Origin of the sequence: Micromonospora matsumotoense, assembly GCF_050951065.1 — a bacterium.
Classification (GTDB): domain Bacteria; phylum Actinomycetota; class Actinomycetes; order Mycobacteriales; family Micromonosporaceae; genus Micromonospora; species Micromonospora matsumotoensis.
The window spans coordinates 2062225-2075541 of record NZ_CP192025.1 but is presented as its reverse complement, the minus strand read 5'-3'; the positions used below and the strand labels follow the sequence as shown (position 1 = coordinate 2075541).

Annotated in this window: 11 protein-coding genes; 4 read left to right on the top strand and 7 right to left on the bottom strand. The window is 74.3% G+C overall.

Going from position 1 to position 13317, the window contains the following annotated elements; all coding sequences use genetic code 11:
• Positions 1-19: 19 nt before the first annotated feature.
• The gene (locus ACQP1S_RS09465; protein ID WP_432905315.1) at positions 20-1030 is read left to right on the top strand and encodes a 2-hydroxy-acid oxidase; all 1011 of its coding nucleotides are present in this window, start codon (positions 20-22) and stop codon (positions 1028-1030) included.
• Positions 1031-1128: 98 nt separating this feature from the next.
• Here ACQP1S_RS09465 and ACQP1S_RS09460 read toward each other — a convergent pair whose 3' ends face one another.
• The 6 genes from ACQP1S_RS09460 to ACQP1S_RS09435 all read right to left on the bottom strand — a co-directional run bounded on the left by ACQP1S_RS09460 (position 1129) and on the right by ACQP1S_RS09435 (position 8435).
• Complete coding sequence (locus ACQP1S_RS09460; protein WP_432905312.1) at positions 1129-2154, bottom strand: aminotransferase class I/II-fold pyridoxal phosphate-dependent enzyme; 1026 nt, start codon at positions 2152-2154, stop codon at positions 1129-1131.
• A complete protein-coding gene (locus ACQP1S_RS09455; protein ID WP_432905310.1) occupies positions 2151-3431 on the bottom strand; it encodes an FAD-dependent oxidoreductase in 1281 nt (426 codons plus the stop codon). Before ACQP1S_RS09455 ends, ACQP1S_RS09460 begins: the two co-directional genes overlap by 4 nt.
• Entirely contained in the window at positions 3428-5128 is a 1701-nt protein-coding gene (locus tag ACQP1S_RS09450) for a prenyltransferase/squalene oxidase repeat-containing protein (protein WP_432905307.1), read from the bottom strand. The genes ACQP1S_RS09455 and ACQP1S_RS09450 overlap by 4 nt, the downstream gene beginning before the upstream one ends.
• Positions 5125-6162 carry a UbiA family prenyltransferase gene (locus ACQP1S_RS09445; protein WP_432905304.1) on the bottom strand — a complete coding sequence of 346 codons (1038 nt, stop codon included), beginning with the start codon at positions 6160-6162 and terminating at the stop codon, positions 5125-5127. The genes ACQP1S_RS09450 and ACQP1S_RS09445 overlap by 4 nt, the downstream gene beginning before the upstream one ends.
• Positions 6159-7178, bottom strand: a complete 1020-nt coding sequence (locus ACQP1S_RS09440; RefSeq protein WP_432905301.1) for a polyprenyl synthetase family protein — start codon at positions 7176-7178, stop codon at positions 6159-6161. The genes ACQP1S_RS09445 and ACQP1S_RS09440 overlap by 4 nt, the downstream gene beginning before the upstream one ends.
• 231 nt (positions 7179-7409) lie before the next feature.
• Positions 7410-8435, bottom strand: a complete 1026-nt coding sequence (locus tag ACQP1S_RS09435) for a methyltransferase (RefSeq protein ID WP_432905298.1) — start codon at positions 8433-8435, stop codon at positions 7410-7412.
• A 173-nt stretch (positions 8436-8608) separates the two neighbouring features.
• On the opposite strand from ACQP1S_RS09435, the gene ACQP1S_RS09430 reads away from it, so the two are divergent.
• Positions 8609-9472, top strand: a complete 864-nt coding sequence (locus ACQP1S_RS09430; protein ID WP_091251766.1) for a TauD/TfdA dioxygenase family protein — start codon at positions 8609-8611, stop codon at positions 9470-9472.
• Positions 9473-9517: 45 nt separating this feature from the next.
• On the opposite strand, the gene ACQP1S_RS09425 is transcribed toward ACQP1S_RS09430, so the two are convergent.
• Positions 9518-10690, bottom strand: a complete 1173-nt coding sequence (locus tag ACQP1S_RS09425; RefSeq protein WP_432905294.1) for a cytochrome P450 — start codon at positions 10688-10690, stop codon at positions 9518-9520.
• 187 nt (positions 10691-10877) lie between these two features.
• On the opposite strand from ACQP1S_RS09425, the gene ACQP1S_RS09420 reads away from it, so the two are divergent.
• The gene (locus ACQP1S_RS09420; RefSeq protein WP_432905291.1) at positions 10878-12065 is read left to right on the top strand and encodes a nucleotide disphospho-sugar-binding domain-containing protein; all 1188 of its coding nucleotides are present in this window, start codon (positions 10878-10880) and stop codon (positions 12063-12065) included.
• Between the two features lie 35 nt (positions 12066-12100).
• Positions 12101-13306 carry a cytochrome P450 gene (locus ACQP1S_RS09415; protein ID WP_432905290.1) on the top strand — a complete coding sequence of 402 codons (1206 nt, stop codon included), beginning with the start codon at positions 12101-12103 and terminating at the stop codon, positions 13304-13306.
• Positions 13307-13317: the final 11 nt, after the last annotated feature.

Sequence of the window (13317 nt, the reverse complement as noted above, 5' to 3'; positions counted from 1 at the left end):
GGGGTGAGGAAGGAGAGCCGTGCCGGCAGCCCCGTCGACCGACCTGCACCTGATCCGGGCCGCCCGGCAGGCTTTTCCCGGACCGGCCGCGCTGCTGCACGACCCGGTCCACCGGGACCGGTCCCGACGCTACCTGACGGACCTGGCCCGACAGGACGGGCGGGAGGTGCCGGCCGGCCTGTTCGACACGGCGTCCGAGTCGCTGGGGCAGTCCTACGCGGAGATGGCCGAGGCGTTGATCGGGGCGCTCCTCGCGCCGGACGAACCGGTGGACCTGCTCGTCCTGGCGTTCTCCCGACACGACATGCTGCCCGGCCGGGCCACCGCCACCTATCTGAGCCACGTCTGCCCGGGGACCCCGCTGTCGTTCGCCGTCTGCGACCAGGGCTCGGCGGCGGCCTTCAGCGCACTGCGGCTGGCACACGCGTACGCGGCGTCCGGCGGTTGCCGGCGGTTCCTGCTGATCGCCGTCGAGCAGACCGTCCTGCCCTACGCCACGTCGACCCCCGGCCCGGCCCGGCACCAGGGAGTCGCCCTGCTGTTCCGCACCACCGGGCAGGACACTGCCGCACCGGGCGCGCACCCGGTGCCGCCCGACGCTGCCACCGCAGCGGAGCCGGCGGGCCTCCCGGTGGGGCCGGGCACCGACTCCGCCGGTCCGGCGGGGTCCACCGGGGACGTCGTGGGCGCTTCGGCCCGGCTGGGCGTCGTCCGCCAGCACCCGGACGTGGCGGCCGACGAGGTCGCCGCGCTGGCCGCGTCCGAACTGGCCGCGCTGGCGGCCGGGCGTCCCGACGTCCGGGTGGTGCTGAGCGCCGACCTCGCCGCGGCCTGGCCGGCGCACCCCGTCGAGGGGGTGACCGTCACGCCGCCGGGACAGCCGACCACCGGCCTGTGGTGGACCCTACTGGGCCGGCTGACCGACCAGCCGGGCCGGTCCCGGCCGGTGGTGGCCGCCGACTACGACCCCGACCTGCGCTACCTCTGCCTGGTCACCTGGGAGGACGCCGCCACCGCGGACGACGGGTGACGACTCCGGCCCGACAGGCGACGGGCGACCCGACCGGTGACGACTCCGGCCCGACAGGCGAGGGGCGACCCGACCGGTGACCACCCCGCGCCGGCTGGTCAGAGCCCGGCGGCCAGGGCGGTCCGGACGAAGGCACACAGCCGGGCGTTCGCCTCGCCCGTGCCGACGGTGATCCGCACCCCCGCGCCGGGGATCGCCATCACCAGGATGCCGGCCTCGCGGGCCCGGTCGGCGAACGGCGTCGCCCGCTCGGCCAGCGGCAGCCAGACGAAGTTCGCCTCGCTGGGGGCCACGGTGAGGCCGAGGCCGCGCAGGTCGTCGATCAGCCGGCTACGCGACACCGCCAGCTCGGCGCAGCGCCGGGTCAGCTCGGGGGTGACCGCCTCGTCCAGGCTCGCCACCGCCGCCGCCTGGGCCAGGCTGTTCGGGAAGAACACCGCGCCCGTCATCGCGGCCAGCGGCGTCACCCGGGGTGGCACCACCGCGTACCCGACGCGCAGCGCGGCCAGCCCGTACGCCTTGGAGAAGGTCCGCAGGACGCAGACGTTGCCGTGGGCGCGGTAGAGGTCCATCCCGTCGGGCACCTGCGGATCGGTGACGAACTCCCGGTACGCCTCGTCGATGATGACCGGCACGTCGGCCGGGACCCGGGCCAGGAAGTCCTCGATCTCGTCGCGGTGCAGCACCGCCCCGGTCGGGTTGTTGGGGTTGCACAGCAGCACACACCGGGTCTGGTCGGTCACGGCGGCGGCCAGCGCGGGCAGGTCGTGGCGGTAGCCGTCCATCGGCACGGGCACGCCCCGGGCCCCGACGTTGCGGATGATCAGCGGGTAGCCCTCGAAGGACAGCGCCGGGTGGACCACCTCCGGTTTCGGCCCGAGGGCCTGCACGAGGTGCTGGCACAGCCCGGCCGAGCCGGGCCCGACGAGGATCGCCTCCGGCCCCACGCCCAGCCGCGCCGACAACGCGCCCACCAGGGCCGACGAGGTACGGTCCGGATACCGCTGGAGCGCGCCGGCCCCGTTCTCGACGATCCGCCGGATGCTCGGCAACGGCGGGTAGGGCGTCTCGTTCATCGACAGGTCGGCCGGCGGCTGGGTGCCGACCGTGGTCGCAGTGCTCATCGTCGCTCACTTCGTTGCGGGGCCGGGACGGGCGAATGGGCGTGCCGGTCGGCGAGCACGCCGAGCTGGTACATCCGGTCGACCAGGGACAGCGGCCGGACGTTCGTGCCGGACAGGTTGCCGGCGGTCAGCCCGAGTAGCCGGGGGTTCGCCGCGGTGCGCCGCATCATCCGCGCCCCGAGCAGCCGGGGCAGCCCCGACACGCTGGTGATCATGCGGGCGGCGTTGTGGCTGACCGTGGCGACGTGGTCGAGGTGGGGGCGGCGGGCGGTGTCGAAGTCCCGCAGCGCCCGGTCCACCCCGGCGTCGTCCGGGCGGTCACCGGTGGCGGTGAGGGTGGCTGCCAGGGTCTCGGCATCGGTGAGGGAGCTGTTGACGCCCTGGGCCGCCATCGGGTGCACCGCGTGGGCGGCCTCGCCGACGAGGGCGAGCCCCGGCACGGTCAACCGCGCCGCCCGCAGCCGGTAGACCGCGAGGAGCTGCCGCCGGTGCAGGTTGGCCCGCAGCGCCGTCCCCAGCGGCCGGATCGCGGGCACCTCGGCGAGCAGCCGGTCACACCAGTCGGCCAGGTCGGCCGCGCTGCGGCCCCGGAACTCGTCCGGGGTCACCTGGACATAGAGCCGGCAACGCCCACCGGGCAGCGGATAGACCAGGCAGAGCCCCCGGTCGGTGCGGTAGGCCGACACCTCGTCGGCCACCTCCACCCCGGTCACGTCGAAGGCCACCAGGCCGTGCGGGTACTCCCGCCGCTCGACGTCGATGCCGACGGCCTTGCGCAGCGGCGAGGACATCCCGTCGGCGGCGACCACCAGCGCCGCCCGGATCTCCTGCTCGCCGTCGCGGCCGGTGAACCGGACCCCGGTGACCCGGCCGTCGGCGGCGCGCAGCGGGCCGGTGACCCGTTGCCCCCAACGGATCTCGACGGCGGCGGGCAGCCCGTCGGCGAGCACGCCGCGCAGGTCGCCGTAGTCGGCGCAGAGGATCTGCCGGTGCCGCCCCGGCAGGGTGCGGTAGTCGAGGGCGAGCAACGGGCTGCCGTGCGGGTCGCGGATGGCCAGTTGGTCGACCGGGCACGCGCCGGTGGCCCGCAGGGCGTCGAGCACGCCCCAGCCGTCGAGGATGCGTACCGTCTCGGGTTGGAGGATCTCGCCCTTCGCGATCGACGCGGGGGTGCGTTGCCGGTCGAGCACGAGCACCCGCAGCCCGCGTGCGCCGAGCGCCCGGGCGGCGGCCAGGCCACCGGCGCCGGCCCCCACCACGACGACGTCGGCGCTCATCGGGCGACCGCGCCGGGCGCGACGCCGGCCCGCCCGGCGATGGCACGCCGGTATTCACCGAGCGCCCGCAGCGCGACGGCCTGGGTGATCACCGCGTTGGGGTAGCGCAGGTGGTGACGGATGTAGTTGCAGACCCGGGTGGGTGGCCAGCCGCCGTCCGGCCCGACCGAGGCCAGCAGCCAGCCGACCCCCCGGTCGACCGCGTCGGCGTGCCCGGGGTCACCGGTGGCCAACAACCCCTGGACGGCCCAGCCGGTCTCCTCGACCGACCCGGCGGTGCCGTCGCCCGGCCCCCACGACCCGTCCGGCAGTTGGGTGTCGCGCAGCCAGCCGGCCGCCCGACGGACCACGTCGTGCCGGGCGTGCCCGACCCGGGACAGCGCCGCCACCACCACGGCCGTGCCCGAGGTGTGGTCGCGGTACCAGAGGTTCTCGAACGTGCCGTCGGGCCGCTGGGCGGTCAGCAGCCAGGCCGCGGCGGACGCCACCGCCGGGTCGTCGTCGGGGCGGCCGGCCTCGTGCAGGGCGAGCACGGCCTGGCTGGTGATGGCGGGGCAGGGCCCGTCGTTGGCGAGCTTGGTGTCGCGCACCCACAGGCTCCACGAGCCCCGGGTGTCCTGCCGGCCGACGAGCCAGGCCAGGCCGCTGCACAGCACCGGATCGGCGGCGGCGTCGGGATAGCCGGCGAGCGCCGCGAGGATCTCGGCGGACTCCAGGGTCACCGGCCAGCCGCCCACGTTGGAGTAGCTCCACCCGCCCGGCGGCACGTCCAGCACCGTGAACGCGGCCGGCTTCTGGGTGGCGTGGAAGAAGTCCCGGGTCGGGCCCAGCCGGGGGTCGGCGGCGTAACCGGCGGCGATCAGCCCGGTCACCGCGTACCCGGAGCGGGTCAGGTCCAGGTTGGTCACCGCGTCCCAGGCGCCGTCGGGGCGGACCGCGCGACGCAGCCAGCCGACGACGGCCGCCGCGATGTCCGGGGCCTCGCCCGAGCGGGCCAGGCCGAGCAGCACCAGGGCGGCGGGCCACGGGTCCTCGCTCAACGCGCCGGTACGGCCCTCGTGGTCGTAGATCGCGCGCAGCAGCCGCAGCGCCGCCGGGCGGGCCCGACGCAGGGTGGCCCGGCGCAGCCGGCCGGTGGGCAGTAGGTCCGCCTGCATCAGGGCCAGCCCGATGAACGGCGCGGTGCGGAACGACAGGCGCTGCCGGCGGACCCGGTCGAACAGCACGATCTCCAACGGCAGCCGACGCAGCGGACCGGCCTCAGCGGTCATCCCGGCCAGGGTGAGCAGTTGGCGGCAGAGCAGCGAGATGGCCGGGTCGGTCACCGTGTCGACGCCACCCATCGCGGCCAGCCGGGCCCGGCCGGCGGCGATCGCCTCGGCGCTGGCCTCCGGCGCGGTCAGGGCCAGTGCCGCGACTGCGACGGCGGTGGCGACGACCTCGCTGTCGGCCCCCACCACGCCACCCCAGCCGCCGTCGTCGTGCTGCTGCCGGCGCAGCCATCCGGTGCCGGCGTCGACGAGGTCGGCGCTGCCCACCGGGTCGGCGGCGTGCAGGGCGGCGACCGTGCCCGCGGTGCCCAGCACCGAGGCCGGCGGGTCGTCGCCGAAGACCCCGTCGGGGCGCTGCCGGCGCAGCAGTGCCTCGGCGCCGTTGCTGATGGCCCCGTCGAGAGCCTCGGTGGGCACAGTGGTCATGACACGTCCTCCAGGGCGGCGCGGCGGGGGGTGGCCAGGGCCAGCGCCGGTCGCCCGGTGCCGAGTTCGTGCCGGGCGCGCATCAGGTGCTGGGCCCACCAGGTCAACCCGACCATCGGCAGCACCAGCAGCAGTTGCATGCCGATGCCGAGCCGCAGCCCGACCAGGGCCGAGGCCAGCACCACCCGCTCGACGACCAGGACGGAGTGCGCCCGCAACGCCACCACGACGGGCATGTCGGCGCGGTGCGTCACGAGCGGCGTCAACGCGACGACCCCCAGGACCAGGACGACCAGCAGCGTGGCCAGGTAGCCGACCCGGCCGGCCGGCCCGGCCAGCAGCCCGGCGGTGAGCGCGGCGACGACGGTCACGGCGTAGAGCGCCAGCACCGTGCGGACCGCGAACGGCGCACCCCGGCGTACCGGCAGCGTGCGGTAGCCACCGGCCCGGTCCCCGTCGATGTCGCGCAGCGCACCGACCAGGTTGGACATCGTGTCGTGCGACCAGAACGCGACCATCGCCGCGAGCAGCACCGGCACCGTCGACCCGGGGTCCGCAGAGAGCCCGACGGTCAGCGCCCCGTAGAGCAGGGCGATCGCGCCGAGCGCGCCCCGGACCAGGTTCCCGGCGATACCGCGCGCCTTGCACCAGCGACTGTAGGCGACGATGCCGAACGCGGCGAGCACCGCGGCCGAGGTGGTGCCCCACCCGCCGAGCACCGCCAGCAGCGCGAGGACCGCGAAGCAGATGCCGCCGCACCACGATGCCGTGCGGGCGCCCAGCCGGCCGGACGGGATCGGCCGGTGCGGCTTGCTGCCGGCGTCGAGTTCCCGGTCGAAGTAGTCGCCGAGGTAGTGGCCGCCGAGCCAGCCGGCGGTCGGAGCGGCCCAGGCCGACGCGAGCAACCAGGGGTGGTGCGGGCCGTCGGCCAGGGCCGCTCCGGCGAGCCCGACCAGCCCGACATACCAGAGGGTGTACGGCCGCCAGGTCTCGACGTGGGCCCGCAGCGCGCGTACGGCGCCGGCTGTGCTCACGCCGTCTCGCTCGTCATCCAGTGCGCGATGCCGGTGAGCACGTCGGTGCTGGCGGAGGGGGCGAGCGCGGTCAGCTCCGCCAGGGCCCGCTCGGCGTGCTCCGCCATCTGCCGCCGGGCGCCCTGCACCGCGTCGACCTCGTCGAGCAGGCCGGCGACCCACTCGACGTCCCCCGGGCCGGCGCCGCGCCGGTGCAGCACCGCCATCAGCTCCACTCTGGAGGTGTCGGTGGCCGCGTCGTAGGCGAGCAGCAGCGGCAGGGTCGGTCGGCCGTTGTTGAGGTCGCTGGTCGCCGGCTTGCCGGTCTGTTCCGGAGTGGCCACGTAGGACAGCAGGTCGTCGCGGATCTGGAAGGCGATGCCGAGGTGTTCGCCGTAGCGGGCCAGGCCGGCGGCGAGCTGCGGGTCGGCGCCGCCGAGCAGCGCGCCGACGTGGCACACGGCGCGGAACAGCGCGCCGGTCTTCAACCGGATCATCTCCCGGTAGTGCCGGGCGCCCGCGTCCAGGTCGCCGACCAGTTGCGTTTCGAGCATCTGGCCCCGGCACAGGTCCCGGCCCGCCTCGGCCAGGGCCGCGACGGCGGCGGCGACGTGTCCGGGGGGCACCGCCGCACCGCATTCCACAATGGACTGAAAGGCCGTGAAGATGAGGTGGTCGCCCACCACGATGGCACTGGGGATACCGAAGGCGACCGGCACCGCCGGGCGGCCCCGCCGCAGCGTGTCGGCGTCGATGATGTCGTCGTGCACGAGCGTCGCGACGTGGAGGTACTCCATCCCCAGCGCGGCGGGCAGGACGTCGGACGGCGACCCGCCCACCGCCTCCGCCGCGTGCAGCGTCATCATCGGACGGAGCAGCTTGCCCGCCGGCAGCAGGGCGTACCGGGCGATCCCGACCAACTGGTCGGCCGTCTCCGGCCACCGACGCTCGAACTCCGCGTGCAGCAGCCGCCCCGATTCACTACGGGCAAGGTCGTCGATAAAGGGCGGAAATCGAGTAAAGCCAGTAACCGTCATAGCGTGTCGACCCTTTCGCAAAGGCTCGGCCCAGCCGCCACGCGAGACGTTACCTGCCGGTCCCGCCCTGAACAACCATCGGAAAACCGCCCTCCCGATGGAGAAACACGAATGTCACGAACCAATTCACCATCAAATCGGTTGATGCCCAGAGAAATCCGCTGACCTGCTCACCGTGCGTCACACCGATCGACGGGATTCGGTACGAACGTCGGATCACCGGCCGCCGGATCAGGCGTCCGCCGCGAACTCCAACAGGGTCAGTCCGTCGGTGCCGCGATAGGTCCCGACCGGTGCCAGACCCGCCGCCGAGGCCAGCGCCACATGGTCGGCCACATCCCGCTCCCGGCCACCCACCAGCACCAGCATCTGCAGGTCGTACGGCGACCGGTGCGGCACGTACGGGTCGGTCGGCAGCACCTCCACCACCAGCACCCGACCGGTCTTCCCGGCCGCCTCGGCACACCGGCGCAGGATCGCCGTCGCGTGGGTGTCGCTCCAGTCGGTCAACGCCCGGGACACCACGTAGACGTCGGCGCCGGCCGGCAGCTCGGCGAAGAAGTCCCCGACGACGGTGTCGACCCGGTCGGTCAGCCCGTGCGCCGCGAACGTCCGGGCCGCCGTCGCCACCGGCTCGCTCCGGTCGACCAGGGTGCCCCGCAGGTGCGGGTGGGTGCCGAGCAGCTCCCGCAGCAACCCGCCGGCGCCCCCGGCGACGTCGACGACGTGACCCACCTGGTCCCACGGATAGAGCGCCGCCACCTGGGGTGCGGTGAACCGCTGCTGACTGAGCATCAGCGCGTCGAAGTAGGCCCGGTAGGACGGGTGCGCGTCCAGGTCCGCCCAGAAGTCCCGCCCGTGCACCGCCTGGTAGCCCGGCCCGCCGGTGCGGATCGCGTGCGGCAGCCCGGTGTAGGCGAGGTCCATCCGCGCGCCGAGACCGTCGAGGTCCAGGTAGCCGCCGTGCCCGCCGCCGTCACGGTCGCGGAGCAGTTCACCGACGTCGGTCAGCGCGAACTCGCCCGGCGACGGCTCGACGAACACGCCCCGGTGCACCAGGTAGCGCAGCAGCCGGCCCAGGGCGTCCGGGTCGGCGTCGCACCCGGCGGCCAGCTCGGCGAGGCGGGTGGTGCCGGCCGCGATCCGCTCCGGCACCCGCAGGGTCACCGCCGTGCGCACCGCGAACGGGGTCGCCAGGTCCGTCAGCCGGCCGAGCCGTGCCGCCGCGTCGTCATCGGTCGAGGTCTCGATCGTCACCCGGACAGCCTCCCCGTCACGCCACGCGTCCACGATGGCCGTGGCCGTCGTCCGGCGGTCCCGAATGTTCTCAAGGGCGGTGCGACGGAGTCAACATCGACGGTGGAGAACCCATTCACGCCCGTGGAAGAATGCGCCGACGGGCCCCACGCCCAAGACCGGAGGAAGCACCGATGACCACTTCCCTCGTGCCGGAGGTACGGCTCGTTGCGGGCGCCCTGGGCGCCGAGGTCCACGGCATCGACCTGAACACCCTGACCGACGAGGGGTTCGCCCACCTGCACCGGCTGCTGCTCGCGCACCAGGTGGTCTTCGTCGCCGGCCAGACCGGGTTGACGCCGCAGGCGCACATCGCCTTCGGCCGGCGCTTCGGCGAGGTCGAGCTGCACCCGTACCTGCCCCGGTTGGAGGGGCACCCGGAGATCGTCCTGATCGATTCCGAGCACGGTGGCAAGGTCGACGTCTGGCACACCGACATGACCTTCCACCAGAGCCCGCCGATCGCCTCCATCCTGCACCTGGTCCAGCTGCCGGAGACCGGCGGCGACACCATGTGGACCAACCAGTGCCGGGTGTACGAGGCGCTCTCCGCGCCGCTGCGCGACCTGCTCGACGGGTTGACCGCCGTCCACGTCATCCGGATCGGCACCGAGTTCACCAGCCGGGCCGAACACCCGGTGGTCCGGGTGCACCCCGAGACCGGCCGCCGCTCGTTGTACGTCAACCGGCTGTTCACCTCGCACATCCCGCAGTTGAGCCGCAACGAGAGCGACGCGCTGTTGGAGTATCTGTTCGCGTTCTCCGAGGGCCCGCAGTTCACCTGCCGCTACCGCTGGCGGGTCGGCGACGTGGCGATCTGGGACAACCGGGTGACCCAGCACTACGCGATCAACGACTACGACGGCCTGCGGCGCGGGCAGCGGATCACCGTGCTCGGCGACCACCCGACCGGTGACGCGCCCCGGTGGGACCACTACGTCGCCGCGCCCGGCCAGCGCTACTGGCCGGACCGGGTCAACGCGGTGGACAACTACTGACCGCCCGGTCCGGCGCACCGACCGCCGGGTGTGCGTCGTTCCCGGTCACCAGGTGACCGGGAACGACGCGATGCCGCCGTTCATCCGGTCGTGCCGCCACGGGATCTCCTCGATCGGCACCGCGGGTGTCAGCCCCGGCAACCGTCGCAGCAGCTCGCCGATCGACAGCTCCACCTGCATCCGGCCCAGCGCGGTGCCCAGGCAGAAGTGCGGCCCGAAGCCGAAGGTGAGGTGCGGGGTGGTCGGCGCCCGGTCGATGTCGAAGACGTTGGGGTCGGGGAAGACCCGCGGGTCGCGGTTGCCCGCCCACGGGATCGCCATCACGCAGTCCCCGGCGCGCATCGCCACCCCGCCGAGGGTCAGGTCCTCCTGCACCACCTGGACCCGGAACATGCTGCTCACCGACGTGTAGCGCAGGATCTCGTCGGTCGCCGAGGAGAGCTTGTCCGGGTGGGCCCGCAGCTTCGCCAACTGCTCGGGGTGCTGGAACAGCGCGCGGATCCCGGCGCTGGTGGAGTTGATCTCCAGCCCGCCGAGCAGCACCCCCATCGCCAGCTCCACCAGTTCAGCGTCGACCAGCTCGTGCGCGTCCCGGCCGAGCACCCAGGCCGAGAGCAGGTCGTCGCCGGGGTCCACCCGCTTGTCGGCCAACTGCCCGGCCAGGTAGGCCCGTAGCTCCGCCTGCGCGGTGGCGGCGTCGGCCGAGCCGTACGCGGTGACCGAGTTGAGGCCCTCGATCCAGCCGTAGAACCGGGGCCGGTCGGCGACCGGCACCCCCAGCACGTCGCAGACCACGTACACGGGCAGCGGCGCCACCAGCGCGGCCACCAGGTCGGCGGGGCGGGGGCCGGCGAGCAGGTCGTCGATCAGCGCGTCCACCAGCCGGCGCACCCGCGGGCGGAACGTGTCGATGCGGCGGGCGGTGAACGCCCGGCTGGCCACCCGGCGGACCACCGCGTGCGCCGGACCGTCCATGTTCAGCTCGCGCGGGCCGACCCCGTCGGGGGCCGCGGTCGCACCCGGCGGAAGCCGGGAGAACCGGGGATCGGCCAGGACCGTGCAGCAGTCCTGGTAGCCGAGCACCAGCCAGGCCGGCCGGCCGTCGGGCAGCCGTACCCGGCTGACCGGGTCGGACACCACCATGTCGAGCAACTCGGCCGGCAGGTCACCGGTGAACGGCGCGAACGGATAGTCCCGCAGCTCGGAGACGACGGTCATGACGAGCTACCCACCTGTCGGTCGGCGGTCCACATCGGGCACCGGTAAGACTCGGCCATCGGTGCGGCCGGCGTCAATATCCATTGGTACGCCGGGCGATCTTCCGGGTACCGACATCCATCGCCTAGCATCTGTGCACCAGGACAGCCCGGTGACGCGCGCGGATGGGTCGGACTTGACTGCGGCTTTGCGGATTCTGATGTCGACGTGGGGCTGGCGGTCGCACTTCTACGGCCTCGTCCCCCTCGGTTGGGCCCTCCAGGCGGCCGGCCACGAGGTACGGGTGGCCAGTCATCCCGCGCTGGTGCCGGCGATCACCGCGGCCGGCCTGGCGGCGGTGCCGCTGGGTGCGGATCTCGACTTCGCCGAGGCGTTCGCGGGCCGGATCGGTGCGGTGGGCGCCCTGGACGGGGCCACCCGCGCCGCCGAGCCGGTCGACGCGGTGGAGCCGGCGATCACCGCGGACGGCGGCGTGGTCCGGTTCGCCGACGCCCTCCTCGACGACCTGGTCGCCTTCGGTCGGGCCTGGCAGCCGGACCTGATGGTCTGGGAGCCGTTCAACCTCGCCGCCGCGGTGGCCGCGGCCGCGCTGGACGTGCCCGGGGTGCAGCACCTGTGGGGGCCGGACTCCTCGGTCACCCTCCGGCTCGACCCGGAGGAGGTGCTCGGCCCGCTCGCCGGCCGGTTCGGGCTCGCCGCCACCGATGTGGACCTCACCGGCGTGCTGACGCTCGATCCGGTGCCACCACCGATGCAGGTGCCGGCGACCCGCCCGGGACAACCGGTCCGGTACGTCCCGTACAACGGCCCGGCGGTCCTGCCGTCCTGGCTGCACCGCCCGCCGCAGCGGCCCCGGGTCTGTGTCACCGCGGGCACCATGATGGCCGGTGCCGGGCTCAGCGACCGGCTGGACCTCCCCCGGGTCATCCGGGTGGTGGCCGGGCTGGACGTCGAGGTCGTCGTGCTTGTCGAACGGGCCCAGCAGGCCGGGTGGGGCGGGTTGCCGGGCAACGTCCGGCTGGTCGACGGCCCGCTGGCCCTGCGGCTGGTGCTGCCGACCTGTGCCGCGCTGGTGCAGCAGGGCGGCGCGGGGACCACGATGACGGCACTCGGCCTCGGGGTGCCCCAGCTGATCCTGCCGCAGGTCAGCGACCAGCACTTCAACGGCGAGCGGTTGGCGCTCACCGGCGCCGGGACCTGGTTGCCCACCGCGCGGGCCGACGACGACACGCTCCGCGAGCTGGTCGGCCACCTGGTCGGTGACGGCCCCTGGCGCGGGTCCGCGGCGTTGATGCGCGACCGGGTCCGCGCGATGCCCACCCCCGCCGAGGTGGTGCCGGCGCTGGTGGCTCTCGCCGCGCGCCCCCGCAGCTGAACCACCGGCCTGTCGGACCACCCTAGGAGTCGTCGATGACGCAAGAGCCCATTCCGTACCCGCTCGCTCCGGCTCCCACCATCTACCACCCGTCGCCGGACTACACCCGGCTGCGGGAGACCTGCCCGGTGGCGCCCATCGCGCTGCCCGACGGGGCGTCGGCCTATCTGGCCACCCGGCACGCGGACGTCCGCCGGGTCTTCACCGACCAGCGGTTCAGCCGGGCCGCCGCGGCCGGGCCCGACCGCCCGACCCGGGAGCTGGGTTCGCTCGCCGAGGACTCGCTGATCGGGATGGACCCACCCCGGCACACCAAGATGCGGCGGGCGGTGTCGCACGCGTTCACCGTCCGCCGGGTGGAGGCGTTGCGCCCGACGGTGGCCGCGCTCGTCGACCGGGGGATCGACGCCATGGTGGCGGCGGGTCCGCCGGCCGACCTGATCCCCCACCTGTCCGCGCCGCTGCCGATCTACGTGATCAGCAAGCTGTTCGGCATCCCGGAGCAGGACCAGGAGCGGGTACGGCAGTGGTCCGACGCGCTCGTCGGTGACTGGGACGCCGACCCGGCGGCCCCGCAGGCCGCCCTGGACGCGTTCGGCGAGATGATCGTCGAGCGTCGTCGCGAGCCCGGCGACGACCTGATGAGCGCTCTGATCAACGCCTGGGACGCCCACGACGACCTCACCGAACGGGAACTCGTCTCGGTCACCGCCGGCATCTTCGTCGGCGGCCACGAGACCACCACCAACCAGCTCAACCTGTTCCTGCTGGTGCTGGCCCGGCACCCCGAGCAGCTGGCCGGGCTGCGCGGCGACGACCCGGTCGCGGTGGCCCGCGCGGTCGAGGAGCTGTCCCGCTTCATCCAGCTCGGGGACAACGGGGTGCTGCTGCCCCGGGTGACCACCGAGGAGGTGGAGCTCGGCGGGGTGTGTCTGCCGGCGGGCACCCCGGTGCTCCCGGCGATCGCCTCGGCCAACCGGGACGCGTCGGTGTTCGCCGGGGCGGACACCCTCGACCTGACCCGGGTCGACAATCCGCACCTGGCGTTCGGCGCCGGTCCGCACCACTGCCTCGGCGCGGCGCTGGCCCGGATGGAGTTGCAGGAGGCGCTGGGCGCGTTGTTGCGCCGGCTGCCCGGCCTGCGCCTGGCCGTGCCCGAGGAGGAGCTGCGCTTCAAGCCCGGCCTGGTGGTACGCAGCCTGGAGGAGCTTCCGGTGACCTGGGACCGGGTCGACCGGTGACCTGACCCGAA

Excerpts from the sequence above, each read along its gene's own strand:
- ACQP1S_RS09455 (WP_432905310.1), bottom strand. The coding sequence starts at position 3,431 with ATGAGCGCCGACGTCGTCGTGGTGGGGGCCGGCGCCGGTGGCCTGGCC.
- ACQP1S_RS09415 (WP_432905290.1), top strand. The coding sequence starts at position 12,101 with ATGACGCAAGAGCCCATTCCGTACCCGCTCGCTCCGGCTCCCACCATC.
- ACQP1S_RS09440 (WP_432905301.1), bottom strand. The coding sequence starts at position 7,178 with ATGACGGTTACTGGCTTTACTCGATTTCCGCCCTTTATCGACGACCTT.
- ACQP1S_RS09450 (WP_432905307.1), bottom strand. The coding sequence starts at position 5,128 with ATGACCACTGTGCCCACCGAGGCTCTCGACGGGGCCATCAGCAACGGC.
- ACQP1S_RS09430 (WP_091251766.1), top strand. The coding sequence starts at position 8,609 with ATGACCACTTCCCTCGTGCCGGAGGTACGGCTCGTTGCGGGCGCCCTG.
- ACQP1S_RS09460 (WP_432905312.1), bottom strand. The coding sequence starts at position 2,154 with ATGAGCACTGCGACCACGGTCGGCACCCAGCCGCCGGCCGACCTGTCG.
- ACQP1S_RS09425 (WP_432905294.1), bottom strand. The coding sequence starts at position 10,690 with ATGACCGTCGTCTCCGAGCTGCGGGACTATCCGTTCGCGCCGTTCACC.